The sequence below is a fragment of the Lampropedia puyangensis genome (assembly GCF_004833285.1).
Classification (GTDB): domain Bacteria; phylum Pseudomonadota; class Gammaproteobacteria; order Burkholderiales; family Burkholderiaceae_C; genus Lampropedia; species Lampropedia puyangensis.
Map to the genome: position 1 here is coordinate 348,706 of NZ_STFG01000001.1, position 18,326 is coordinate 367,031.

The following is an 18,326-nucleotide window of genomic DNA, read 5'->3' on the forward strand; positions in this document are numbered from 1 at the left end:
TCTCCTCTTGGTTCGTGCGTCTTTGGAATCAGAGGGATTTCCCGCACATCACGCGAAGGCATATGTTGCTGCGCACTTGCGGTTCGCACGAAAGAAGGAGCCTTCGGGTACAGTGACAGGTTGCTTGTTGAATGCTGAACGATTTGCGCATGTTGAACGATAGCCAGACTTCTGTGGATACGCCCGATGCCTCTGGGCAATTTGTCTCGTTTGAGAATTCTCCCTTCCAGCTGTTTCAGCCCTATCCGCCTGCCGGGGACCAGCCCACGGCCATCGCAGGCTTGGTCGAAGGGGTTGAGAGCGGTGAGGTGTTTCAGACTTTGTTGGGGGTGACCGGCTCAGGCAAAACTTTCACCATGGCCAATACCATTGCCCGTTTGGGGCGGCCTGCGATTGTGTTTGCGCCTAATAAAACACTGGCGGCGCAGCTCTATAGTGAGTTTCGTGAGTTCTTTCCAAAAAACGCGGTGGAGTATTTCGTCAGTTACTACGACTACTACCAGCCTGAAGCGTATGTGCCGCAGCGCGACCTTTTTATTGAAAAGGACAGCGCCATCAATGAGCAGATTGAGCAAATGCGTTTGTCTGCCACCAAAAGCGTGCTGGAGCGGCGCGATGTGGTGATTGTGGCCACTGTCTCGGCCATCTACGGTATCGGTGCGCCAGAAGACTACATGCAAATGCGCTTGATTTTGCGTAATGGTGGTCTGGCCAATCAGCGCGACTTGATCGCCCAGTTGGTGCGCATGCAGTACACCCGAAATGACATGGACTTTGCGCGTGGTACTTTTCGCGTGCGGGGCGACACCATTGATGTGTTTCCTTCAGAGAACTCCGAGTTGGCGCTGCGCATCGAGTTGTTTGATGATGAAGTAGAAACCCTGCAATTGTTTGATCCCCTGACAGGCAAAATTGTGCAGAAAGTGCCACGTTTTGTGGTTTACCCAAGCAGCCACTACGCGACCCCGCGTGAAAAGGTGCTGCAAGCAGTTGAGACTATCAAGCAAGAACTGCGTGAACGCTTGGGTGAGCTCAACGGCATGGGCAAGTTGGTTGAGGCCCAGCGGCTCGAACAACGCACCCGCTTTGATCTGGAAATGCTCAGCGAAGTAGGGCATTGCAAAGGGATTGAGAACTACAGTCGCCATCTTTCTGGTGCCAAACCGGGTGATCCGCCCGCTACCCTGACCGACTATTTGCCGCCTGATGCGTTGATGTTTCTGGACGAGAGCCATCAAATGATCGGCCAGCTCAACGCCATGTACAACGGCGACCGGGCTCGCAAAATGACATTGGTGGAGTATGGCTTTCGCTTGCCATCGGCCCTTGATAACCGTCCTTTGAAGTTTGCTGAATTTGAGCAGCGCATGCGTCAAGTGGTCTTCGTGTCGGCTACGCCCGCAGCATACGAGCAGGAACACGCCAGCAATGTGGTTGAGCAAATTGTGCGCCCCACCGGCTTGCTAGACCCTGAAGTGGAGGTGCGCCCAGCCACCAATCAGGTGGACGATGTGTTGCAGGAAATTCGTGACCGCACTGAGCAGGGCGACCGTGTGCTGATCACTACGCTGACCAAACGCATGTCAGAGCAACTGACCGAATACCTGACCGAGAACGGTGTCAAGGTGCGTTACCTGCACAGCGATGTTGATACCGTCGAGCGTGTTGAAATCATCCGTGATTTGCGCCTAGGCACATTCGACGTGCTGGTGGGGATTAACCTGTTGCGTGAGGGTTTGGATATTCCAGAAGTCTCGCTGGTCGCTATTTTGGATGCCGATAAGGAAGGTTTTTTGCGGGCTGAGCGTAGCTTGATCCAAACCATTGGCCGGGCCGCCCGCAATGCCAAGGGCAAGGCTATCTTGTACGCCGACCGAATCACCGAATCCATGCGCAAGGCCATGGGTGAAACCCAGCGTCGTCGCGATAAACAAATGGCCCACAACACCGAGTACGGCATCACGCCGCGCACCATCGAAAAGCAGGTGCGTGATCTGATTGATGGTGTCTATAGTGAAAAAGCGACCCGCGAAAAAGAAGCGCAGGTGCAGCACGAAGCCTATGAGGTTGAGTTGCTTGAGATGAGTGAGAAGGAAGCTTCGCGGGAAATCAAACGCATCGAGAAGCAAATGCTGGAGCATGCCCGCAATTTGGAGTTTGAGCAGGCCGCCGCTTTGCGTGACAAGCTCAACCAACTCAAGGCCCGTTTGTTTGGCGCAGCAGGTTAGCGCAAGCGTGATTTCACGTCGCAGGATTGTCTGGTTGGCCAATAGCATTGCAGCCCAAGTGCCCGCTGATTGCAAACGGACAGTTGGACTGCTGTGTTCAGTGGGTGCGTAGCGCACCCATGGCCTGGTAATGCTTAGGCGCCGAATGTTTTGAAACGGTTGGCGTCGTCAATGAATGTCTTTTCAGGGAATGCCGCTTCGTTGGAACCGAAAGGCATTTGTGCACGCAGTTTCCAGCTTGCGGGAATGTTCCATGTGGCACGAACTTGCTCGTCCACCACAGGGTTGTAGTGTTGCAGGCTGGCGCCGACGTTGGCTTCGGCCAGTGCAGTCCATACGGCCAACTGGGTCATGCCTGCAGAATGCTCGGAGAACAGGTTGAAGTCGTATGGATACTTTTCGTTCAATGCCTGCACAGTGTCCTGGTCTTCAAAGAACAAAACGGTGCCAACACCAGCGGCAAAAGCGGTCATTTTGCCGTCAGTGGCGGCAAAGGCTTCGGCCGGAACCAAGCCACGCAGTACTTCGCGGGTCAAATCCCAGAATTGTTTGCTGGCATCGCCAAACAAGATGACTGCGCGCGAGCTTTGCGAATTGAAAGAAGAAGGGGTTTGGCGAACCGCCTCTTTGATGATGCTTTCAATCTCGGCATTGGAGATGGAAACGTTTTTGCCCAGTGCGTATTGGGTGCGGCGTTTTGTCAGGGCTTGAATAACTTGGTTGCTCATGATGGTCGTTCCGTTGTGTGGCGCAAAAATACAGATCAGCGTAGAACGCAAGCGCTAGTGCGGTTCTGCCGTTTTGAATTGGGCTCAAGCATACTGCGATGCTTATTTTTTTGCAGCGCAACAGAGTGTTCCATAAACTGCACCAGTATTGAAGTGGGCACTATGCGCTGTTGGCGCGTTGATGTTCTGAATGATTATGCGGGGGATTGCCTTGCCATATTGCTGTCTGCATGCACGATTTTGCAATGTGGACTGCGTAGAGTATTTCTGCGCTCTTCGGTTTGGAAGAAAGTCAAAAAACCGTCTTGCGCCCGGCATAATGCCAAGCGCTTGACGTGCCCTGCCGCCGTCATGGGCGAGGTGATTATTTTCTATCGATGAAGGATTTTCATGAGCGAAACTGTCTTTGCGACGGGACTGGCCAGTTCTGACAAGGAACGGCCTTTGTTGGACGATATTCGTCTGCTGGGTCGCATTTTGGGTGATGTCATTCGAGAACAGGAAGGCGTAGCCGCCTTTGAGTTGATTGAACGTATTCGCCAGTTGGCGGTGGCAGATCGCAAAGCCAATGAGGAGGCCGCTCTTGGCCACAATAAAAATGGTTTGCAGGATTTGCTGCATGGCCTCTCCAGTGACGAGACAGTGACAGTGGCGCGTGCATTCACGTATTTCAGCCACTTGGCCAATCTGGCTGAAGACAGGCACTTTCTGCGCCGGCGTGAAATCCATGAACGGCAAGGCGAGCATTCACGCGGCAGCATTGAAGGGGCTTTGCAGGAACTGGAGCAAGCTGGTGTGCAGGCTGCACAAGTGGCCCAGGCTTTGGCCCATGCGTATGTGTCGCCTGTTTTGACTGCGCACCCAACTGAAGTGCAGCGCAAAAGCATTCTTGATGCAGAAAAAAACATTGCCCAGTTATTGGCTGTGCGCAGCCAATGGCAGCAAGCAGCCTTGCAAGATGAGGCTTTGGGTACGCCCGATGCGCGCCTGCCACAGCGCCTGGCACAGAACGAAGCAGCCTTACGTGCCCGCGTTACGCAGCTATGGCAAACCCGTTTGATTCGCTATTCGCGCTTGACGGTTGAAGATGAAATTGAAAATGCCCTGAGTTATTACGAAGCAACGTTCTTAGAGGAAATTCCCAAGCTCTATGACACGCTGGAAGAAGAATTGGGGCATGCGCACCTGCCAAGTTTTTTTCGGATGGGGCAATGGATTGGTGGCGACCGCGATGGCAATCCCAATGTGACAGCGCAAACACTGCAGCATGCACTCAAACGCCAGTCAGAAGTGGCGCTGCGCCACTATTTGCAAGAGGTGCATGCGTTGGGGGGTGAGTTGTCGATGTCAGAACGCCGTGCGGGCATGAGTGATGCGTTGCGCACGCTGGCCGACGCATCGGGAGATGACAGTGAACACCGCGCTGACGAGCCTTACCGCCGTGTGTTGACGGGGGTGTATGCACGTTTGGCTGCAACGCTGCAAAACCTCAGTGGCGGCAAAGCACCATTGACAGTGCGCCATGAGCTGCCTGCCTATAGCGATGCGCAGGAATTGTTGGTCGATCTGCAAACCATTACCGATTCTTTATGCGCACACCACGGCGCAGCCTTGTTGCCTGCGCGGTTAAAGCCTTTGGTGCGCAAAGTGCAAGTGTTTGGTTTTCACTTGACTACTCTGGATTTGCGTCAAAGTTCAGACCAGCATGAAGCCGTGTTGGCGGAGTTGCTGAAGGTGGCCTTGGTCACGCCTGACTACAGTGTGCTGGATGAAGCCCAGCGCCAGGCGTTGTTGCTGCAATTGCTCAACGAAGTGCGACCATTGCGTGTGCCGCAATACGCATACAGCACCTGGACGAGCAGCGAAATGGCGATTTTTGACAGCGCCCGCCAAGTACTGCAACGCTATGGGCAAGGGGCAATTCGCCACTACATCATCAGCCACACAGAAACGGTCAGTGATCTGCTGGAAGTGCTGGTGCTGATGAAAGAGGCCGGGCTGGTGCAAGGCACCTTGGACGGGGAGCAAGGCGCGCGCTCGGATATCATTGTGGTGCCGTTGTTTGAGACGATTGCAGACTTGCAGAACGCCCCCGGCATCATGCGCGATTACTATGCCTGCCCGGGGATTGCGCGTATGGTGCTGCAGTCAGGCGCTGAGCAAGACATCATGCTGGGCTATTCTGATAGCAATAAAGACGGCGGCATTCTGACCAGCAACTGGGAACTGTACGTTGCAGAAACTGCGCTGGTGCAGTGCTTTACTGAGATCGGACGCATTCATGGTGCAGAGGTGCGCTTGCGCATGTTCCATGGCCGCGGTGGCGCTGTAGGACGTGGCGGTGGCCCAAGTTATGACGCGATTTTGGCGCAACCGCCTGGTACCGTGCGAGGGCAAATTCGCTTGACTGAGCAAGGCGAAGTCATCGCCTCAAAATACGCCAACCCTGAAATTGGCAGGCGCAATCTGCAAACGCTGGTGGCAGCCACGCTGACGGCAACCTTGCTGCCACAAAGCAGCCCCGTGCCGCAAAGCTATCTGGATGCCGCAAAGGCATTGTCTGCAGCCAGTATGCAAGCTTATCGTGCATTGGTATTTGAGACCCCTGACTTTGCCAGTTACTTTTTCAATGCCACGCCGGTACGTGAAATTGCTGAGCTCAATATTGGGTCGCGTCCTGCATCGCGCAAACCTGGCCAAAAATTGGAGGACTTGCGCGCCATTCCTTGGGGCTTTGGTTGGGGGCAAAGCCGTTTGACTTTGCCGGGCTGGTTTGGCTTTGGCAGCGCAGTACAAAGCTTTTTGGATGGCGCCCAAGCAGATACAGAACGATCTGTGCGTCTGCAACTGCTCAAAGACATGGCGAGCCAATGGCCCTTTTTCCAGACCTTACTCTCCAATATGGACATGGTGATTGCCAAGAGCGATTTGGCCTTGGCTAAGCGCTATTGCGCACTGGTGCCCGATGTTGCATTGGGCCAGCAGGTGTTCGACGCGATTGCACAGGAATGGCACCGTACGGCAGAGGCCTTGACGCAGCTGACCGGTAACACCGATCGGCTGGCAGGTAACCCCGGTCTGGCGCGTTCCATTCGGCACCGCTTCCCGTACATTGACCCGCTGCACCACATTCAGGTGGAGTTGCTGGCCCGCTGGCGTGCGGGGGAAAACGATGAGCGCGTGCAAACGGCCATCCATATTTCCATCAATGGGATTGCCGCAGCCTTGCGTAATACAGGGTGATGTGTTGGCCGCAGCAGCAACGGTAGACACAACTGCAGTGGCGTTTTAATGGGGATGGCTGCGCATAGTCACGTGGTTGACGCGATTGAATAAGCCATCGTCCTGCAAGCGCTGTTACAACAGCTCTTACAATAAGCGCCGCTGCAGGTGCTCGCCATGGTCGCTCAGGCCATGGCAGTTCAACGGGAAGCAGGGTGAGTGTGTTCTTTACAGAATGGACTCTAGCCTGCGCTGCCCCCGCAACGGTGAGCGAATCAGGCGCACAAGGCGCCTGCCCCCTCGATACCATGCCACTGGCTTTTGAAAAATGAAAAAGCTGGGAAGGCTGAGTAAGGGTTAGAGCTTGGTCAAGCGCTTCTGTGTTCGACTGGGTTTTAAGTCGCCAGCCCGGATACCGGCCTGCAAAGTGGTGTGTGCCCAACAGGTGTGATGCATGATTTCTGGAAACGGAACGTGCATGCACTGGTGGACTGCATTTTTGCCAATACCGACGGGGAGGTTGGTGTGGCGCTTCATGCTGGGTTGAAACTCGATGTTCTTGTCCTCGATGCCTTTTTCGCGCGTTGGCGCGCGTTCTTTTATTCGCTCGTCTTCGCGCTTTTCTTTTATGGCGCGTGCCACCTGTGTTCCTTTTGCCGCTGTTGCTGCCATGGGAGCAGCCCATGCTCAAAATCCCTATCTGGATGAAGTGGTCGTTACCGCCAATCGCACCGAGCAGCGCATGCAAGATGCACTGGCCGATATTTCGGTGATTGACCGCACCACTATTGAGCAAAGCGGCGTAACGGGCGTGGCTGATTTGTTGGCACGTTTACCAGGGGTTGAGATCTCCCGCAACGGTGGGCCTGGCACCACTACCAGCGTTTTCATTCGCGGAACGGAAACACGCTATACCGCAGTCTTCATTGATGGGGTGCGTGTGGATTCGCAGTCAACCGGTGGCGCACCGTGGGAAGCTATTCCTTTAGGCATGATTGATCGTATTGAAGTATTGCGTGGCCCTGCTGCAGCGGTGTACGGCTCTGATGCGATTGGCGGTGTGGTGCAGATTTTTACGCGTAAGGGTCAAGCAGGTTCGCACCCTTTTGTGGCTGTGGGGCTGGGTAACCAAGGCACGCAGGATGCGTCTGCAGGCTTGAGTGGGGCGGCCAATGGCTGGGATTACGCCCTCAGTGGTGGCTACGAGCGCAGCGATGGATTCAATGCCCGCAGCGATGCCTCAGTTTATGGCTACAACCCCGATAAAGATGGCTTTCGTCGATCCTCAGGCCAGGCCAAGTTGGGCTACCAACTCAACCAACAGCACCGCATTCAAGGCTCCTGGATGGGCAGTTACCTCAATTCTGGTTATGACGCCAGTGCCAACCAGGACGACCGCAACAAACACCAAATGCATGCCGCGAGTTTGAGCTGGGATGCGGATTGGAGCGACCAATACCGCAGCACCTTCAGCATCAGTGATTCAAGCGCTGTGTATGAAACCTCGCCCAGCGTTTACCGTACTGATACCGGCATTCGCAGCTATTTGCTGCACAACGAATTCTCGTTGGGAGACCACCGCTTTACCGCTGCACTGGAGCGGCGTGAAGACCGCCTTGAAAACGGCGCCATCAACCGCAAGCGAGCACAAAATGCGCTGGCATTGGGCTATGGTTTGACTTTGGGGGCACATACGGTGCAAGCCAACGCGCGTTATGACGACGACAGCGAATTTGGCGGTGTAACCACAGGTTCCTTGGCCTATGGCGTGGCGCTGTCACCCCAATGGAAGCTGCATGCCTCAGCCGGCAAAGCCTTTCGTGCGCCAACGTTGTACCAACGTTTTAGTGACTACGGCGTGGCTACGCTGGAGCCTGAAAAAGGCCGCAATGTGGAGGCCGGCGTGACTTTCTCGCAGGATGCACATTGGTTGTCGCTTACGGTGTTTCGCAACACGGTGAAAAACCAGATCACCTACTCAGCACCAGGTCCTTGTGTATCGACTTTTGGTTGTTATGAGAACACCTCCAAGGCCCGTTATGAAGGGGTGACGCTGGCGGGGCAGACGCGCCTGGCAGGTGTGCGACTCAATGGCTCTATCGACTGGCAAGACCCCAAAGACGTGGGCACCGGCAATATGTTGGCGCGCCGTGCCAAGCGCCACGCCCAACTGGGGGGCGAATACAATCTGGCGGGTTTTTTGCTGGGGGCAGAAATGCAAACCTCTTCTTTCCGTTGGGATCGTGCGGGCAGCACTGCCGCCAACAACCGATTGGGCGGCTATACCTTGTGGAACCTGACGGCCAGCCGAGCATTGGGGGATGATTGGCTGCTGACGGCGCGGGTCAACAACGTGGGCGACAAGAACTATGAAGTTGCCCGAACCTACGCGACTGCAGGCCGAACCTTGTATGTTGGGCTGAAGTGGACGCCTAGTAAGTAAGCGGGCGTGTTTGCATCAAGGGCGCGACTGGCGCCTTGATGTGGGCCATCAACTCACCAATGACATGAAATGTTTGACATGACCGAATTGGCATCACCTCCGCCCTTAAGCCCACCTGCTGGTGTGAAGGCTGAGGCGCAGTGTGTGGCATTGTTGGTCACCGCTACTGCTTCTGGGCAGGGGAAAACCTTGGTCACAGCGGCATTGGCGCGCTGGCATGTGCGGCAAGGTCGGCGTGTGCGTATTTTCAAATGTGGGCCGGATTTTCTCGATCCGCAGTGGCATGAATTGGCCAGCGGTGCACCTGTGCATAACGTGGATTTGTGGATGACTGGCGAGGCCGATATCCATGCCCGCTTTCAGCAAGCTGCGCAAGAGGCCGATGTCGTCATCGTAGAAGGTGTGATGGGGCTCTTCGATGGCACCCCCAGTGCGGCTGATTTAGCGCAGCGCTGGAATATTGCCGTGATGCCTGTGCTGCAAGTGGGTTCCATGGCGCAAACATGCGCAGCCCTAGTGCACGGTTTGAAGCACTATCGGCCTGATTTGCGCTGGGCTGGTGTGCTGTGTAATGGTGTGGCGAGTGAACACCATGCGAATTTGCTGGAGCAAAGCCTCGAGGAAGCGGGTGATTGGCTAGGCGCCATGCCTAAACTGCAGGCGCCTGTTTCTTTTTCGGCTCAAGCGCATGATAAGACAACAGGGGCTCGCGCATTCATGCCTGAGCGGCATTTGGGTTTAGTTTCAGCAAGCGAAATGCCTGATTCCATGCAGCGCTTAGATAGCGCCGCCGATGCTTTGGCGCAGACGGTGTTGGGGCACATGCCCTGGCATGAATGGCAAGCGCGCTGGTCGGTGGATTGGAGTGCCACAGTGCCTTCAATTGGCGCATCGCCAGCAGGACCGCAGTTGTGTGCTGCTGAAGCTGACGTACCGCCTTTGTTGCAGGGTAAAACCATTGCAGTGGCGCGTGATGCGGCCTTTGCCTTTGTTTATGCTGCCAATGTGCAGTTGCTGCACGCCTTGGGCGCGCAAGTGGTCTTTTTCGCACCATTGGCCGGAGATGATTTGCCTGCATGCGATGCGGTTTGGTTGCCCGGTGGCTACCCCGAATTGCATGCACCGGCCTTGCGCGCCAATACACGCGTGCAGCAATCGCTGCGCCAGCACTGGTTGTGCGGTAAACCCATGTGGGCAGAGTGCGGTGGCATGGTGGCATTGTGCGAGGCGGTGCGCCTACGGGATGGAACAGAACATCCTTTGTGGGGGCTGCTGCCCGGGCTGGCGAGTATGCAGCCGCGATTAGCTGGTTTAGGGCCCCAGCAACTGGCTTGGCCTGGCGGTACAGAGGATAAAGGGCGTGGCATTGTGCCTTCGCCATTGCGTGGGCATACGTTCCATTACTCCACCCTGCAGACACCTGTTGCGCCGTGGGGGCGCACAGTACGCCCTGTGCTGCCTGGTGCGCGAGCGCCAGGTAAGCCGGGGGCTGCGCAAGCAGGGGAAGCGGTGTACCGGCATGGCAGTCTGGTGGCCAGCTATTTCCATGCGTGGTTTGCGTCTAGCCCGCGGTGGGTAGCGCGTTTGTTCTTGGGGGATCTTGAATGAATAGCTACTGCCGCATTGCGGGCCAAGCCAGCCCGGAAGCCGCTTCACCAGCTGTCACGCTGGTGCTTGGTGGACAGAAAAGTGGCAAATCGCGCCATGCTGAAATGGTGGCGGCCTCTTGGTTGGCCCACCCTGAGCATGAGGCTGTCTTGGTAGCTACCGCGCAAGCATGGGACGATGAAATGCACGAACGCATTACGCGCCACCAAGCGGACCGTTTCCACCGCGCACCCCGCATGAGAACCGTGGAAGAGCCCTTGCAATTGGCCGATACCATTACACAGTGCAGTACGCCGCAAACACTGGTGGTGGTTGATTGCCTGACCTTATGGCTTACCAATTGGCTAATGCCTATGGAGGTGCATGGTGCTGATGAGCCGATGGGTTTGCGCATGCGTCGTCAGCAGTTTCAGTCTGCCAGACAGGCATTGCTTAATGCTTTGCAGCAAGCCGCTGGCCCAGTGCTATTGGTGAGCAATGAAATGGGCTGGGGGGTGATGCCTATGGGCCGTGCTGTACGCGTTTTTGCCGATGAGCTTGGTATGTTGAATCAGGCGGTGGCTGTTGTGAGTCAGCAGGTGGTTTTGGTGGTAGCAGGGCAAGCCGTGGATGTGAAAGCACTTGCCGCGGCAAGTACAGTGCAGTCCGTGGTGGACCCGTTGCGAAGTGAACCATGTGACCAAGGGGGGCAACCATGAGAACCAAGATGCAACACCTCGCTTTGCGATCAGCGGCAGGTTGGTGTACTCGGCTTGGCTTTGCGCTGTTGGCAATGGCAACAGGTGGGGTGTGGAGTTCAGCAGCAGCGGCAGATGCCGTTGTTGTGGAGGACGATCGCGGCCAGCGCGTGGCGTTTGCGACGACTCCACAGCGCATTGTCAGTCTACTGCCTTCATTGACGGAGAGCGTGTGCGCACTAAAAGCCTGTGATCGTCTGGTGGGGGTGGATCGCTATTCACGCTACCCAGAATCGGTTCAGGCCTTGCCTGTGCTTGGTGGCGGACTGGACCCGAATATTGAAGCGGTTGTGGCACGCAAACCGGATGTGGTGCTGATCTCGGTGTCATCACGGGCATCGCAACGTTTAGAGGCATTGGGCCTGAAGGTGGTGGCCTTGGAGCCTAAAACCCACGCAGACGTCAAACGTGTTCTCGAAGTGCTCGATTCATTGTTGTATGGCGCAGATGCCGCAGCGGCGCAACGCGCTTTTGCAGTCTGGCAAACCATTGAACAAGGCCTGCAAAATGCGGCAGCCCGTTTGCCGCGCCAAGCCGGAGGTTTGCGGGTGTATTTTGAAGTCAGTCGTGGCCCCTATGGTGCAGGGCCCCAATCGTTTATTGGAGAAACTCTGACCGTTTTGGGTTTAGGCAATGTGTTGCCAGCTGATTTGGGGCCTTTTCCTCGTGTGACACCAGAGTTCATTTTGCGTACCGATCCAGATATTCTGATGGTGAGTAGCCGCTCCATGGTGCCGGAGTTCCAGTACCCTGGCTGGAAGAATATGCGTGCCATGCAGCAAGGGCATGTGTGCCAGTTTGATGCAGATGAAGCCAATGTATTGGTGCGTCCGGGGCCGCGCATGAATGAAGCGGCCGAGTTGATGGCGCAATGCGTGGCCCGTTGGTATGGGGCGGCCCAAGCCAATGGCGCAGCAGTGGTAGCGGCCCCAGCACAGTGAGCGACTCCCTTCTTATGCCTGTTTTAACTTCCCAAGTAACTGCGCGGCAGCATCGCCCGGCCTACCGTTTGCTAGTGGGCTTATTGCTGCTGTGTAGCGGCTTGGTGCTTCTGGGGATTGGTGTGGGCAGCGAAGGGTTGGAAGCGGTATGGACCATGCGAGAAGACCCTGTGACATGGCAAATCGTGTGGGATATTCGTTTGCCAAGAACTGTGGGCGCTTTGCTGGCTGGGGGATTATTGGGCTTGGCCGGTTGTGTGGCCCAGGGATTGTTCAGGAACCCATTAGCCGATCCGTACCTGCTGGGCAGCTCATCAGGGGCTTCGCTCGGTGTTGCTTTGGCATTATTTATGAGTGGCTCTTCAACAGCTGCATTGTCTGTGATTGGTTATTTGGGCCTGACGGGAGCCGCTTTTGTCGGCTCGGTGCTGGCCGTTGTCCTGACATTGACTCTGGCACAAGGCGTCAGTGGCGGCTTGCGCCTGTTATTGGCCGGGGTCATTGTGGGCGTGGTGTTGGGCGCTTGTAAAGACATGATTGAATTGCTGCGGCCTGACATCATGCAAAGCATGCAGTCCTATACCTTAGGTACGACATCAGCCATTGGTTGGCAATCGTGCCTGATTATGGCGATTGCTCTGGTACTGGCATTGGTGGCTGCCTGGAGTTTGAGTCGTGTGCTTGATGGCTTGGCGCTGGGGGAGTCCACAGCCCGCTCCTTAGGGTTGCCGTTGGGGGCGATGCAAGCGGCATTGATTGCAGTGTTGGCGCTGGCAACAGCGGCTGCAGTCGCGCAAACAGGGTTGCTGGCTTTTATTGGTTTGGCTGCTCCGCATTTGGTCAGGGCCAATGTAAAAGTACGGCATAACTGGCTGTTGTTGCTGTCAACCTTGATGGGGGCAGTTCTATTGGCTTCGGCTGATTTATTGGCGCGTTGGGTAGTGGCCCCACAAGAGTTGCCTGTAGGGGTGCTGACGGCGCTTTTAGGTGGCGGTTATTTGTTGCGTTTGATGCACCGCCAACGCCGTTTGGGGGCTTGAGGGGGCGATGGACGTTAAACAACACATTACCCAGACCATTGCGCCAACGATGCCCTATGCGCTTCAGGTTGCTAATTTGCATGTGATGTTGGGGGGGCAGGCAGTACTGCAGGGCATTGACTTGCAGGTACGTGCGGCACGTTGGACCAGCATCATTGGCCCTAACGGGGCAGGCAAGTCGACCTTACTCAAAGCCATGGCTGGGTTGCAGCCTGCCCAGGGGCAGGTGCAATTGTTTGGGCAAGCGTTTGAGGCGATGGCACCACGCGCCAGAGCGCAGTTGTTGGCGTGGCTGGGGCAGAGCGAGCGCGCTATGGACGATCTGACCGCATTTGATACCGTCATGCTCGGGCGCATGCCACACCAGAACTGGTTGGCTACGCCCAGCGCTAAAGACACCGCCATCGTGGCCGATGCGATGCGCAGCACCCACACTTGGGATTTGAGAGAGCGCAGCTTGGCCGAGCTCTCAGGTGGTGAACGCCAGCGGGTGATGCTGGCGCGCGTGCTGGCAGTGCAGGCCTCTGTGGTGCTGATGGATGAGCCGCTTGCCAATCTGGATCCTCCCCACCAAACCCAATGGCTGTTGGATATGCGTGCGTTGGTGCGATCAGGGGTGACCCTTGTGAGTGTGCTGCACGAAGTGGCCGTGGCGTTGCAGGCTGATGATCTGGTGATCGTCCATGGCGGGCGCATCGTGCATGCAGGTGCGTGCGACGATCCCGCCACCCGTGCAGCTGTTGAGGCTGTATTTGAGCACCGGATTGTGGTGCGACAAGTGGATGGAATGTGGACCGCCGTGCCGCGCCTCTAGCGGTGCGTTAATGGGGCGGCTGCTTGCAGCTGTCTGCGGCAACGATGCAATGAATGAAAGGATAAGAATATGCAAGTCGAACAACCCCCGGTGGACCGTGTGCGGCAAATTCAGGAAGGCCCTCGGCGTGGGTTGCTGTTGATCAATACCGGTAATGGCAAAGGCAAAAGTACCTCAGCTTTTGGTTTGGCATTGCGTGCACATGGGCGTGGTAAGGCAGTCAAAATTTTTCAGTTTGTGAAAGTGCCGACAGCGCGTTTTGGTGAACACCGCACTTTTGAGGCATTAGGTGTTCCGGTGGAGGGGCTGGGTGATGGCTTTACTTGGAAGAGCAAGGACATCGACCAATCGGCTGAACTGGCACGCCAGGGTTGGGCCAAGGCTCGTGAGGCTATCTTGAGTGGCGCCTATTTTCTGGTGGTGCTTGATGAACTGACCTACCCGTTGATTTATGGATGGTTGCCATTGCAAGAAGTGATTGAGGATTTGAAGGCCCGGCCCAGCCATGTGCATGTGATGGTGACAGGGCGCCGCTGCCCGCAAGAGTTGATCGACATAGCCGATACCGTCACAGAAATGCAGTTGATCAAGCACGCCTACAAAGCGGGCATTCCTGCTCAGCGTGGAATTGAAGACTGACCTATAGGCAATGACTGGTGATGCAAAACGTTAATAGGCTGGTCTCGACAAAGGGGCATGATGCTTGAATGGTTTGCCCCGCAGGCACTGCCTTGGCCACTGCAAATGGTTTTGGCGATGGTTGCAGCCATGGCGCTGGATGCCTACTTTGGTGAGCCGCCATTGCGTTGGCACCCTGTGGTGTGGATGGGGCGCAGTTTGCAGTGGGCTGAAGCATGGGTTTTTGCACGTGCCAATTCTGAGGACAACGCACTGGCTAATACCTTGCGGCTTGGCGGTGCACCCGCCACTTTTTGGCGTGGGGCTCTTGTATGGTGTGCCATTGCGTTGTTGTGCGTGGGATTAGGGTGGGGAGTGCAATGCATTGCAAAGCAATTGCCTTGGCCCTTTGCCGTGGCGTTGCTGGCGTTGGCATTCAAACCTATGCTGGCTTGGCGCATGTTGCGCCAAGAGGTGCAAGGAGTGCAAACGGCGCTGGAACACTCTCTGCCGCAAGGACAACAGCAGCTGGCACGCTTGGTCAGTCGCGATACAAAGGTACTCGATGCCACGCAGGTGCGTGAAAGCGCGTTGGAGTCATTGTCTGAAAACCTCAACGATTCGGTGCTGGCGCCGCTGTTTTGGTTTGCCGTGTTGGGGTTGCCCGGCGCGGTGCTCTACCGTTTTGCGAATACGGCCGATGCCATGTGGGGCTACCCCGGCCAACGTGGGACACGCCATTGGTTTTGGGCCGGGAAGTGGGCTGCACGCGCCGATGATGTGCTCTCAGCCATTCCTGCGCGATTGACGGCAGTGCTGCTGCTGCTGATCAGCGCGAAGCTAGCGCATGTTTGTTTCAGCGCCACCTCGGCGGTGGCGCTGGCCATACCAGCTTGGCGCACACTTTGCCAAGAAGCCGCTCGAACCCCATCACCCAACAGCGGTTGGCCGATGGCGACCATGGCATTGCTGTTGCATGTGCGTTTGGGCAAGCCAGGGGTGTATGTGCTCAATCCGGCCGGGCGTGCAGCCGCCGCAGAAGATATCCCTCTGGCTATTACGCTGGCTCAGCATGCGGTGCTGGCTGGCGTCGTGGCGATGGGCCTGCTTGCACTGGGTGTGGCTTGATGCCATGGGGAATCAACATGAATGAACCAATGATGGTCTCAGAACAACTCACGTGGAGCCACGGTGGGGTAGATGCACAAGGAGTCGCACGTTTCGATTTTTCAACCAATAGCAATGCGTGTGGCCCATGCCCCTTTGCTTTGGAGCAAGTGCAACAGGCAGATCCAAGCCGTTACCCAGATCCGCATTACACACAGTTGCAAGCGGCACTGGCCCAATGGCATGGCGTTGCTGCCGAACAGGTGGTGTTGGGGGGCAGCGCCAGTGAATTGATCCATCGGCTGCAGTTGGCCGCCTTGTTGCGGGGGGCAACGGCCACTTGTGTGCCGCAACCTGCTTATGGCGATTACGCGCGGCATGCGCAAGCATTGGGCATAGCTGTACAGCGGCGGCCCGTGTTGATGGGGGCATCGTTGCCGCTTGCAAAAGATACTGAGCAAACGCCCGTTATGCATGGGCTGGAATGGGTGTGCAGCCCCAGCAGCCCTCATGGGGTACACGATACGCGCCTATGTGAGTGGCAAGACACGCAAGCACTTGGTGCTGAGCGTGCATGGTGGCGTGTATTGGACGCGGCATATGCACCGCTGGAACTGCTTGACGACGGCATGGCGTGGCATGCAGCGGCGCAAGCGCGGCAGTCACTGTGCTGGCAATTGTTTTCACCAAATAAAGCCTTGGGGTTAACGGGCGTGCGCGCTGCTTATGCGATTGCGCCTTGCAAACCCAGCCATGCCAATGGCGCGCAGGCATGGCAGAAGGGCATGTGGCAATTGAAGGCACTTGCCCCCTCTTGGCCAGTGGGGGCGCATGGGGTTGCTCTATTGGAGGCTTGGATGGCCGTGCCTGTGCAAGAGTGGTTGCACAATGCACGGGCGCAATTGCGGGTTTGGAAACAGTCGCAAATGGCCATGCTGCAAACCATGGGCTGGCATGTGCAAGAAGCTAGTGTGGCTAATTACTGTGTGGCTGAACCCGCCTGGCCCCGCGCCGTGCGTGAAGCGCAAGACCCGCTTCACGCACGGCACGCCTTGCTGGCGCACATGCGTGCACAAGGCGTTAAGTTGCGCGAGACTGATTCCATGGGCTTGCCCGGCCACGTTCGTTTGAGTGTGCAGTCACCTGTTGCTCAAAGTGCGCTGGCTCAGGCTTGGCGGCAGGCGCTTGCATCGTTTGCCTAGTGCGTTGCGCCTTTTTTTCGTTGATCTGAATCTGTATGCCTTCTCATTTGCCCCTTCCTGCCACGAACCAAACAGCTGCCTTGTGTGTGATGGTGCTTGGCACCACCAGTGGTGCTGGTAAAAGCTGGCTGGCGACGGCCTTATGTGCGTGGTACCGCGCACAAGGCTACCGCGTGGCCCCTTTCAAAGCGCAAAACATGAGCAACAACGCCAGAGTGGTGGCCACTGCGGATGGCGGCTACGGTGAAATAGGCAGTGCGCAATACTTTCAGGCGCTGGCAGCAGGGGCCGTGCCTGATGTGCGCATGAATCCTTTGCTGCTTAAGCCAGAGGCTGATACCCATAGCCAGGTCGTATTGCTGGGGCAGGTGGATGCCGCGTTGACGCAGATGCCCTGGCGCGCGCGCAGCCAGCATGTCTGGCCTGTAATCGCTGGCGCGCTTGATGCCTTGCGCCAAGAGGTAGATGTCGTGGTGATTGAAGGCGCAGGCTCCCCAGCTGAGATCAATCTCAGTGGCAGTGATGTAGTGAACATGCGCGTGGCGCGGCACTGCGGCGCACATGCTTTGTTGGTGAGCGACATTGACCGTGGTGGCGCCTTTGCCCACTTGTATGGCACGTGGGCCTTGCTGGCGCCTGAAGACCAGCGCCTCATCAAAGGCTTTGTCCTCAACAAATTCCGTGGTGACGCCAGCTTGCTGGCCCCAGCGCCAGAGATGTTGCAGAAAATGACGGGCGTGCCGGTGGTGGCCACTATTCCGATGGTGCGTAATCATGGCCTGCCTGAAGAGGATGGTGTGTTCGATGACCGCAGTGTTGTCGGTGCGCCGGTGGCTGGACAGGCATTGCGCACAATCGCCATTGTCGCGTACCCACGGATCAGCAATCTCGATGAGTTTCAAACCCTCAAAAATGTGCCTGGTGTGCGTTTGGTGTGGGCACGCGATTGCCGCGATGTGGACGACGTGGATTGGATTGTGTTGCCAGGATCTAAAGCCACAGGCTCAGACCTGCGCTGGCTCAGGTCCCAAGGCTTGGACCGCGCCATTTGTGCGCATGCCCAAGCGGGTAAGCCCGTTCTCGGGATTTGTGGTGGTTTACAAATGCTGGGGGAAAGCCTGATTGACCCAGCGGATGTGCAAGGCAATCAACCAGGTCTGGGCCTGTTGCCGCTGGTTACGGTGTTTGAGGAACACAAAACTGTGCGCTATGGTGAGCATCAATTTGCCCCATTGAAAGGGGCATGGAATGCGTTATCAGATGTCGCATTCCATGCTTACGAAATCCACCAAGGACAGACCCGCACCTATGTGGCGATGGCAGAAGCTGAAGGTGGTGTGCAAACTGCTATAGCCAACTTAGCTTGGGCGAATGCCAAGGGCAATGTATTGGGGTGCTATTTGCATGGGATGTTTGAGAGTGATGCGGTCATGTACGCCCTCTGGGGAGGGCGATCGACGAGCTTGCATTCCGTGTTTGCGCATATGCGTGATGGGGTCAGTCAGTGGTTTGAGTAAGGGCGTAGTGTTCGCCGGTCAATGCCACAATGCCCTCTTTGTGTCTTGCCTCTCTGATTGGGCCTAAAAGACGCTTTGTTTTGTGAAAAATCCCGGCCAGGCAGATTGCCTGACTGCATTT

Annotated in this window: 13 protein-coding genes and 1 riboswitch; of the genes, 12 read left to right on the plus strand and 1 reads right to left on the minus strand. The window is 56.4% G+C overall.

Features of this window, described 5'->3' with window-relative positions; all coding sequences use genetic code 11:
• The first annotated feature begins 149 nt into the window (after positions 1-149).
• Positions 150-2,228, plus strand: coding sequence for an excinuclease ABC subunit UvrB (gene uvrB, locus E9531_RS01395; protein ID WP_136572240.1), 2,079 nt, complete (start codon positions 150-152; stop codon positions 2,226-2,228).
• A gap of 134 nt (positions 2,229-2,362) precedes the next feature.
• On the opposite strand, the gene E9531_RS01400 is transcribed toward uvrB, so the two are convergent.
• Positions 2,363-2,956, minus strand: a complete 594-nt coding sequence (locus tag E9531_RS01400; RefSeq protein WP_136571945.1) for a nitroreductase family protein — start codon at positions 2,954-2,956, stop codon at positions 2,363-2,365.
• 390 nt (positions 2,957-3,346) lie between these two features.
• Between E9531_RS01400 and ppc the strand changes: the two genes are divergently transcribed.
• From ppc to E9531_RS01455, 11 genes are all read left to right on the plus strand, one after another.
• Entirely contained in the window at positions 3,347-6,199 is a 2,853-nt protein-coding gene (ppc, locus tag E9531_RS01405) for a phosphoenolpyruvate carboxylase (RefSeq protein WP_136571946.1), read from the plus strand.
• Positions 6,200-6,327: 128 nt separating this feature from the next.
• Positions 6,328-6,616: riboswitch (cobalamin riboswitch) on the plus strand.
• A 190-nt stretch (positions 6,617-6,806) separates the two neighbouring features.
• Entirely contained in the window at positions 6,807-8,621 is a 1,815-nt protein-coding gene (locus E9531_RS01410; protein ID WP_244609926.1) for a TonB-dependent receptor domain-containing protein, read from the plus strand.
• A 78-nt stretch (positions 8,622-8,699) separates the two neighbouring features.
• Positions 8,700-10,229 carry a cobyrinic acid a,c-diamide synthase CobB gene (locus E9531_RS01415; protein ID WP_136571948.1) on the plus strand — a complete coding sequence of 510 codons (1,530 nt, stop codon included), beginning with the start codon at positions 8,700-8,702 and terminating at the stop codon, positions 10,227-10,229.
• On the plus strand, positions 10,226-10,927 hold the full coding sequence (cobU, locus tag E9531_RS01420) for a bifunctional adenosylcobinamide kinase/adenosylcobinamide-phosphate guanylyltransferase (protein ID WP_136571949.1): 702 nt from the start codon (positions 10,226-10,228) through the stop codon (positions 10,925-10,927). Before E9531_RS01415 ends, cobU begins: the two co-directional genes overlap by 4 nt.
• A gap of 74 nt (positions 10,928-11,001) precedes the next feature.
• Positions 11,002-11,907 carry an ABC transporter substrate-binding protein gene (locus E9531_RS01425; RefSeq protein ID WP_136572241.1) on the plus strand — a complete coding sequence of 302 codons (906 nt, stop codon included), beginning with the start codon at positions 11,002-11,004 and terminating at the stop codon, positions 11,905-11,907.
• A gap of 14 nt (positions 11,908-11,921) precedes the next feature.
• Positions 11,922-12,947, plus strand: coding sequence for a FecCD family ABC transporter permease (locus E9531_RS01430; RefSeq protein ID WP_136571950.1), 1,026 nt, complete (start codon positions 11,922-11,924; stop codon positions 12,945-12,947).
• A 7-nt stretch (positions 12,948-12,954) separates the two neighbouring features.
• Positions 12,955-13,761, plus strand: coding sequence for an ABC transporter ATP-binding protein (locus tag E9531_RS01435; RefSeq protein WP_342210839.1), 807 nt, complete (start codon positions 12,955-12,957; stop codon positions 13,759-13,761).
• A gap of 69 nt (positions 13,762-13,830) precedes the next feature.
• Positions 13,831-14,400 carry a cob(I)yrinic acid a,c-diamide adenosyltransferase gene (cobO, locus tag E9531_RS01440; RefSeq protein ID WP_136571951.1) on the plus strand — a complete coding sequence of 190 codons (570 nt, stop codon included), beginning with the start codon at positions 13,831-13,833 and terminating at the stop codon, positions 14,398-14,400.
• A gap of 60 nt (positions 14,401-14,460) precedes the next feature.
• Positions 14,461-15,507 carry an adenosylcobinamide-phosphate synthase CbiB gene (cbiB, locus tag E9531_RS01445; protein WP_244609927.1) on the plus strand — a complete coding sequence of 349 codons (1,047 nt, stop codon included), beginning with the start codon at positions 14,461-14,463 and terminating at the stop codon, positions 15,505-15,507.
• 17 nt (positions 15,508-15,524) lie between these two features.
• Positions 15,525-16,688: an aminotransferase class I/II-fold pyridoxal phosphate-dependent enzyme gene (locus tag E9531_RS01450; RefSeq protein ID WP_136571953.1), complete on the plus strand. Its 1,164-nt coding sequence runs from the start codon at positions 15,525-15,527 to the stop codon at positions 16,686-16,688.
• A gap of 35 nt (positions 16,689-16,723) precedes the next feature.
• Positions 16,724-18,205 (plus strand): cobyric acid synthase, encoded by a 1,482-nt coding sequence (locus E9531_RS01455; RefSeq protein WP_244609928.1) that lies wholly within the window; start codon positions 16,724-16,726, stop codon positions 18,203-18,205.
• The last annotated feature ends 121 nt before the right edge of the window (positions 18,206-18,326 follow it).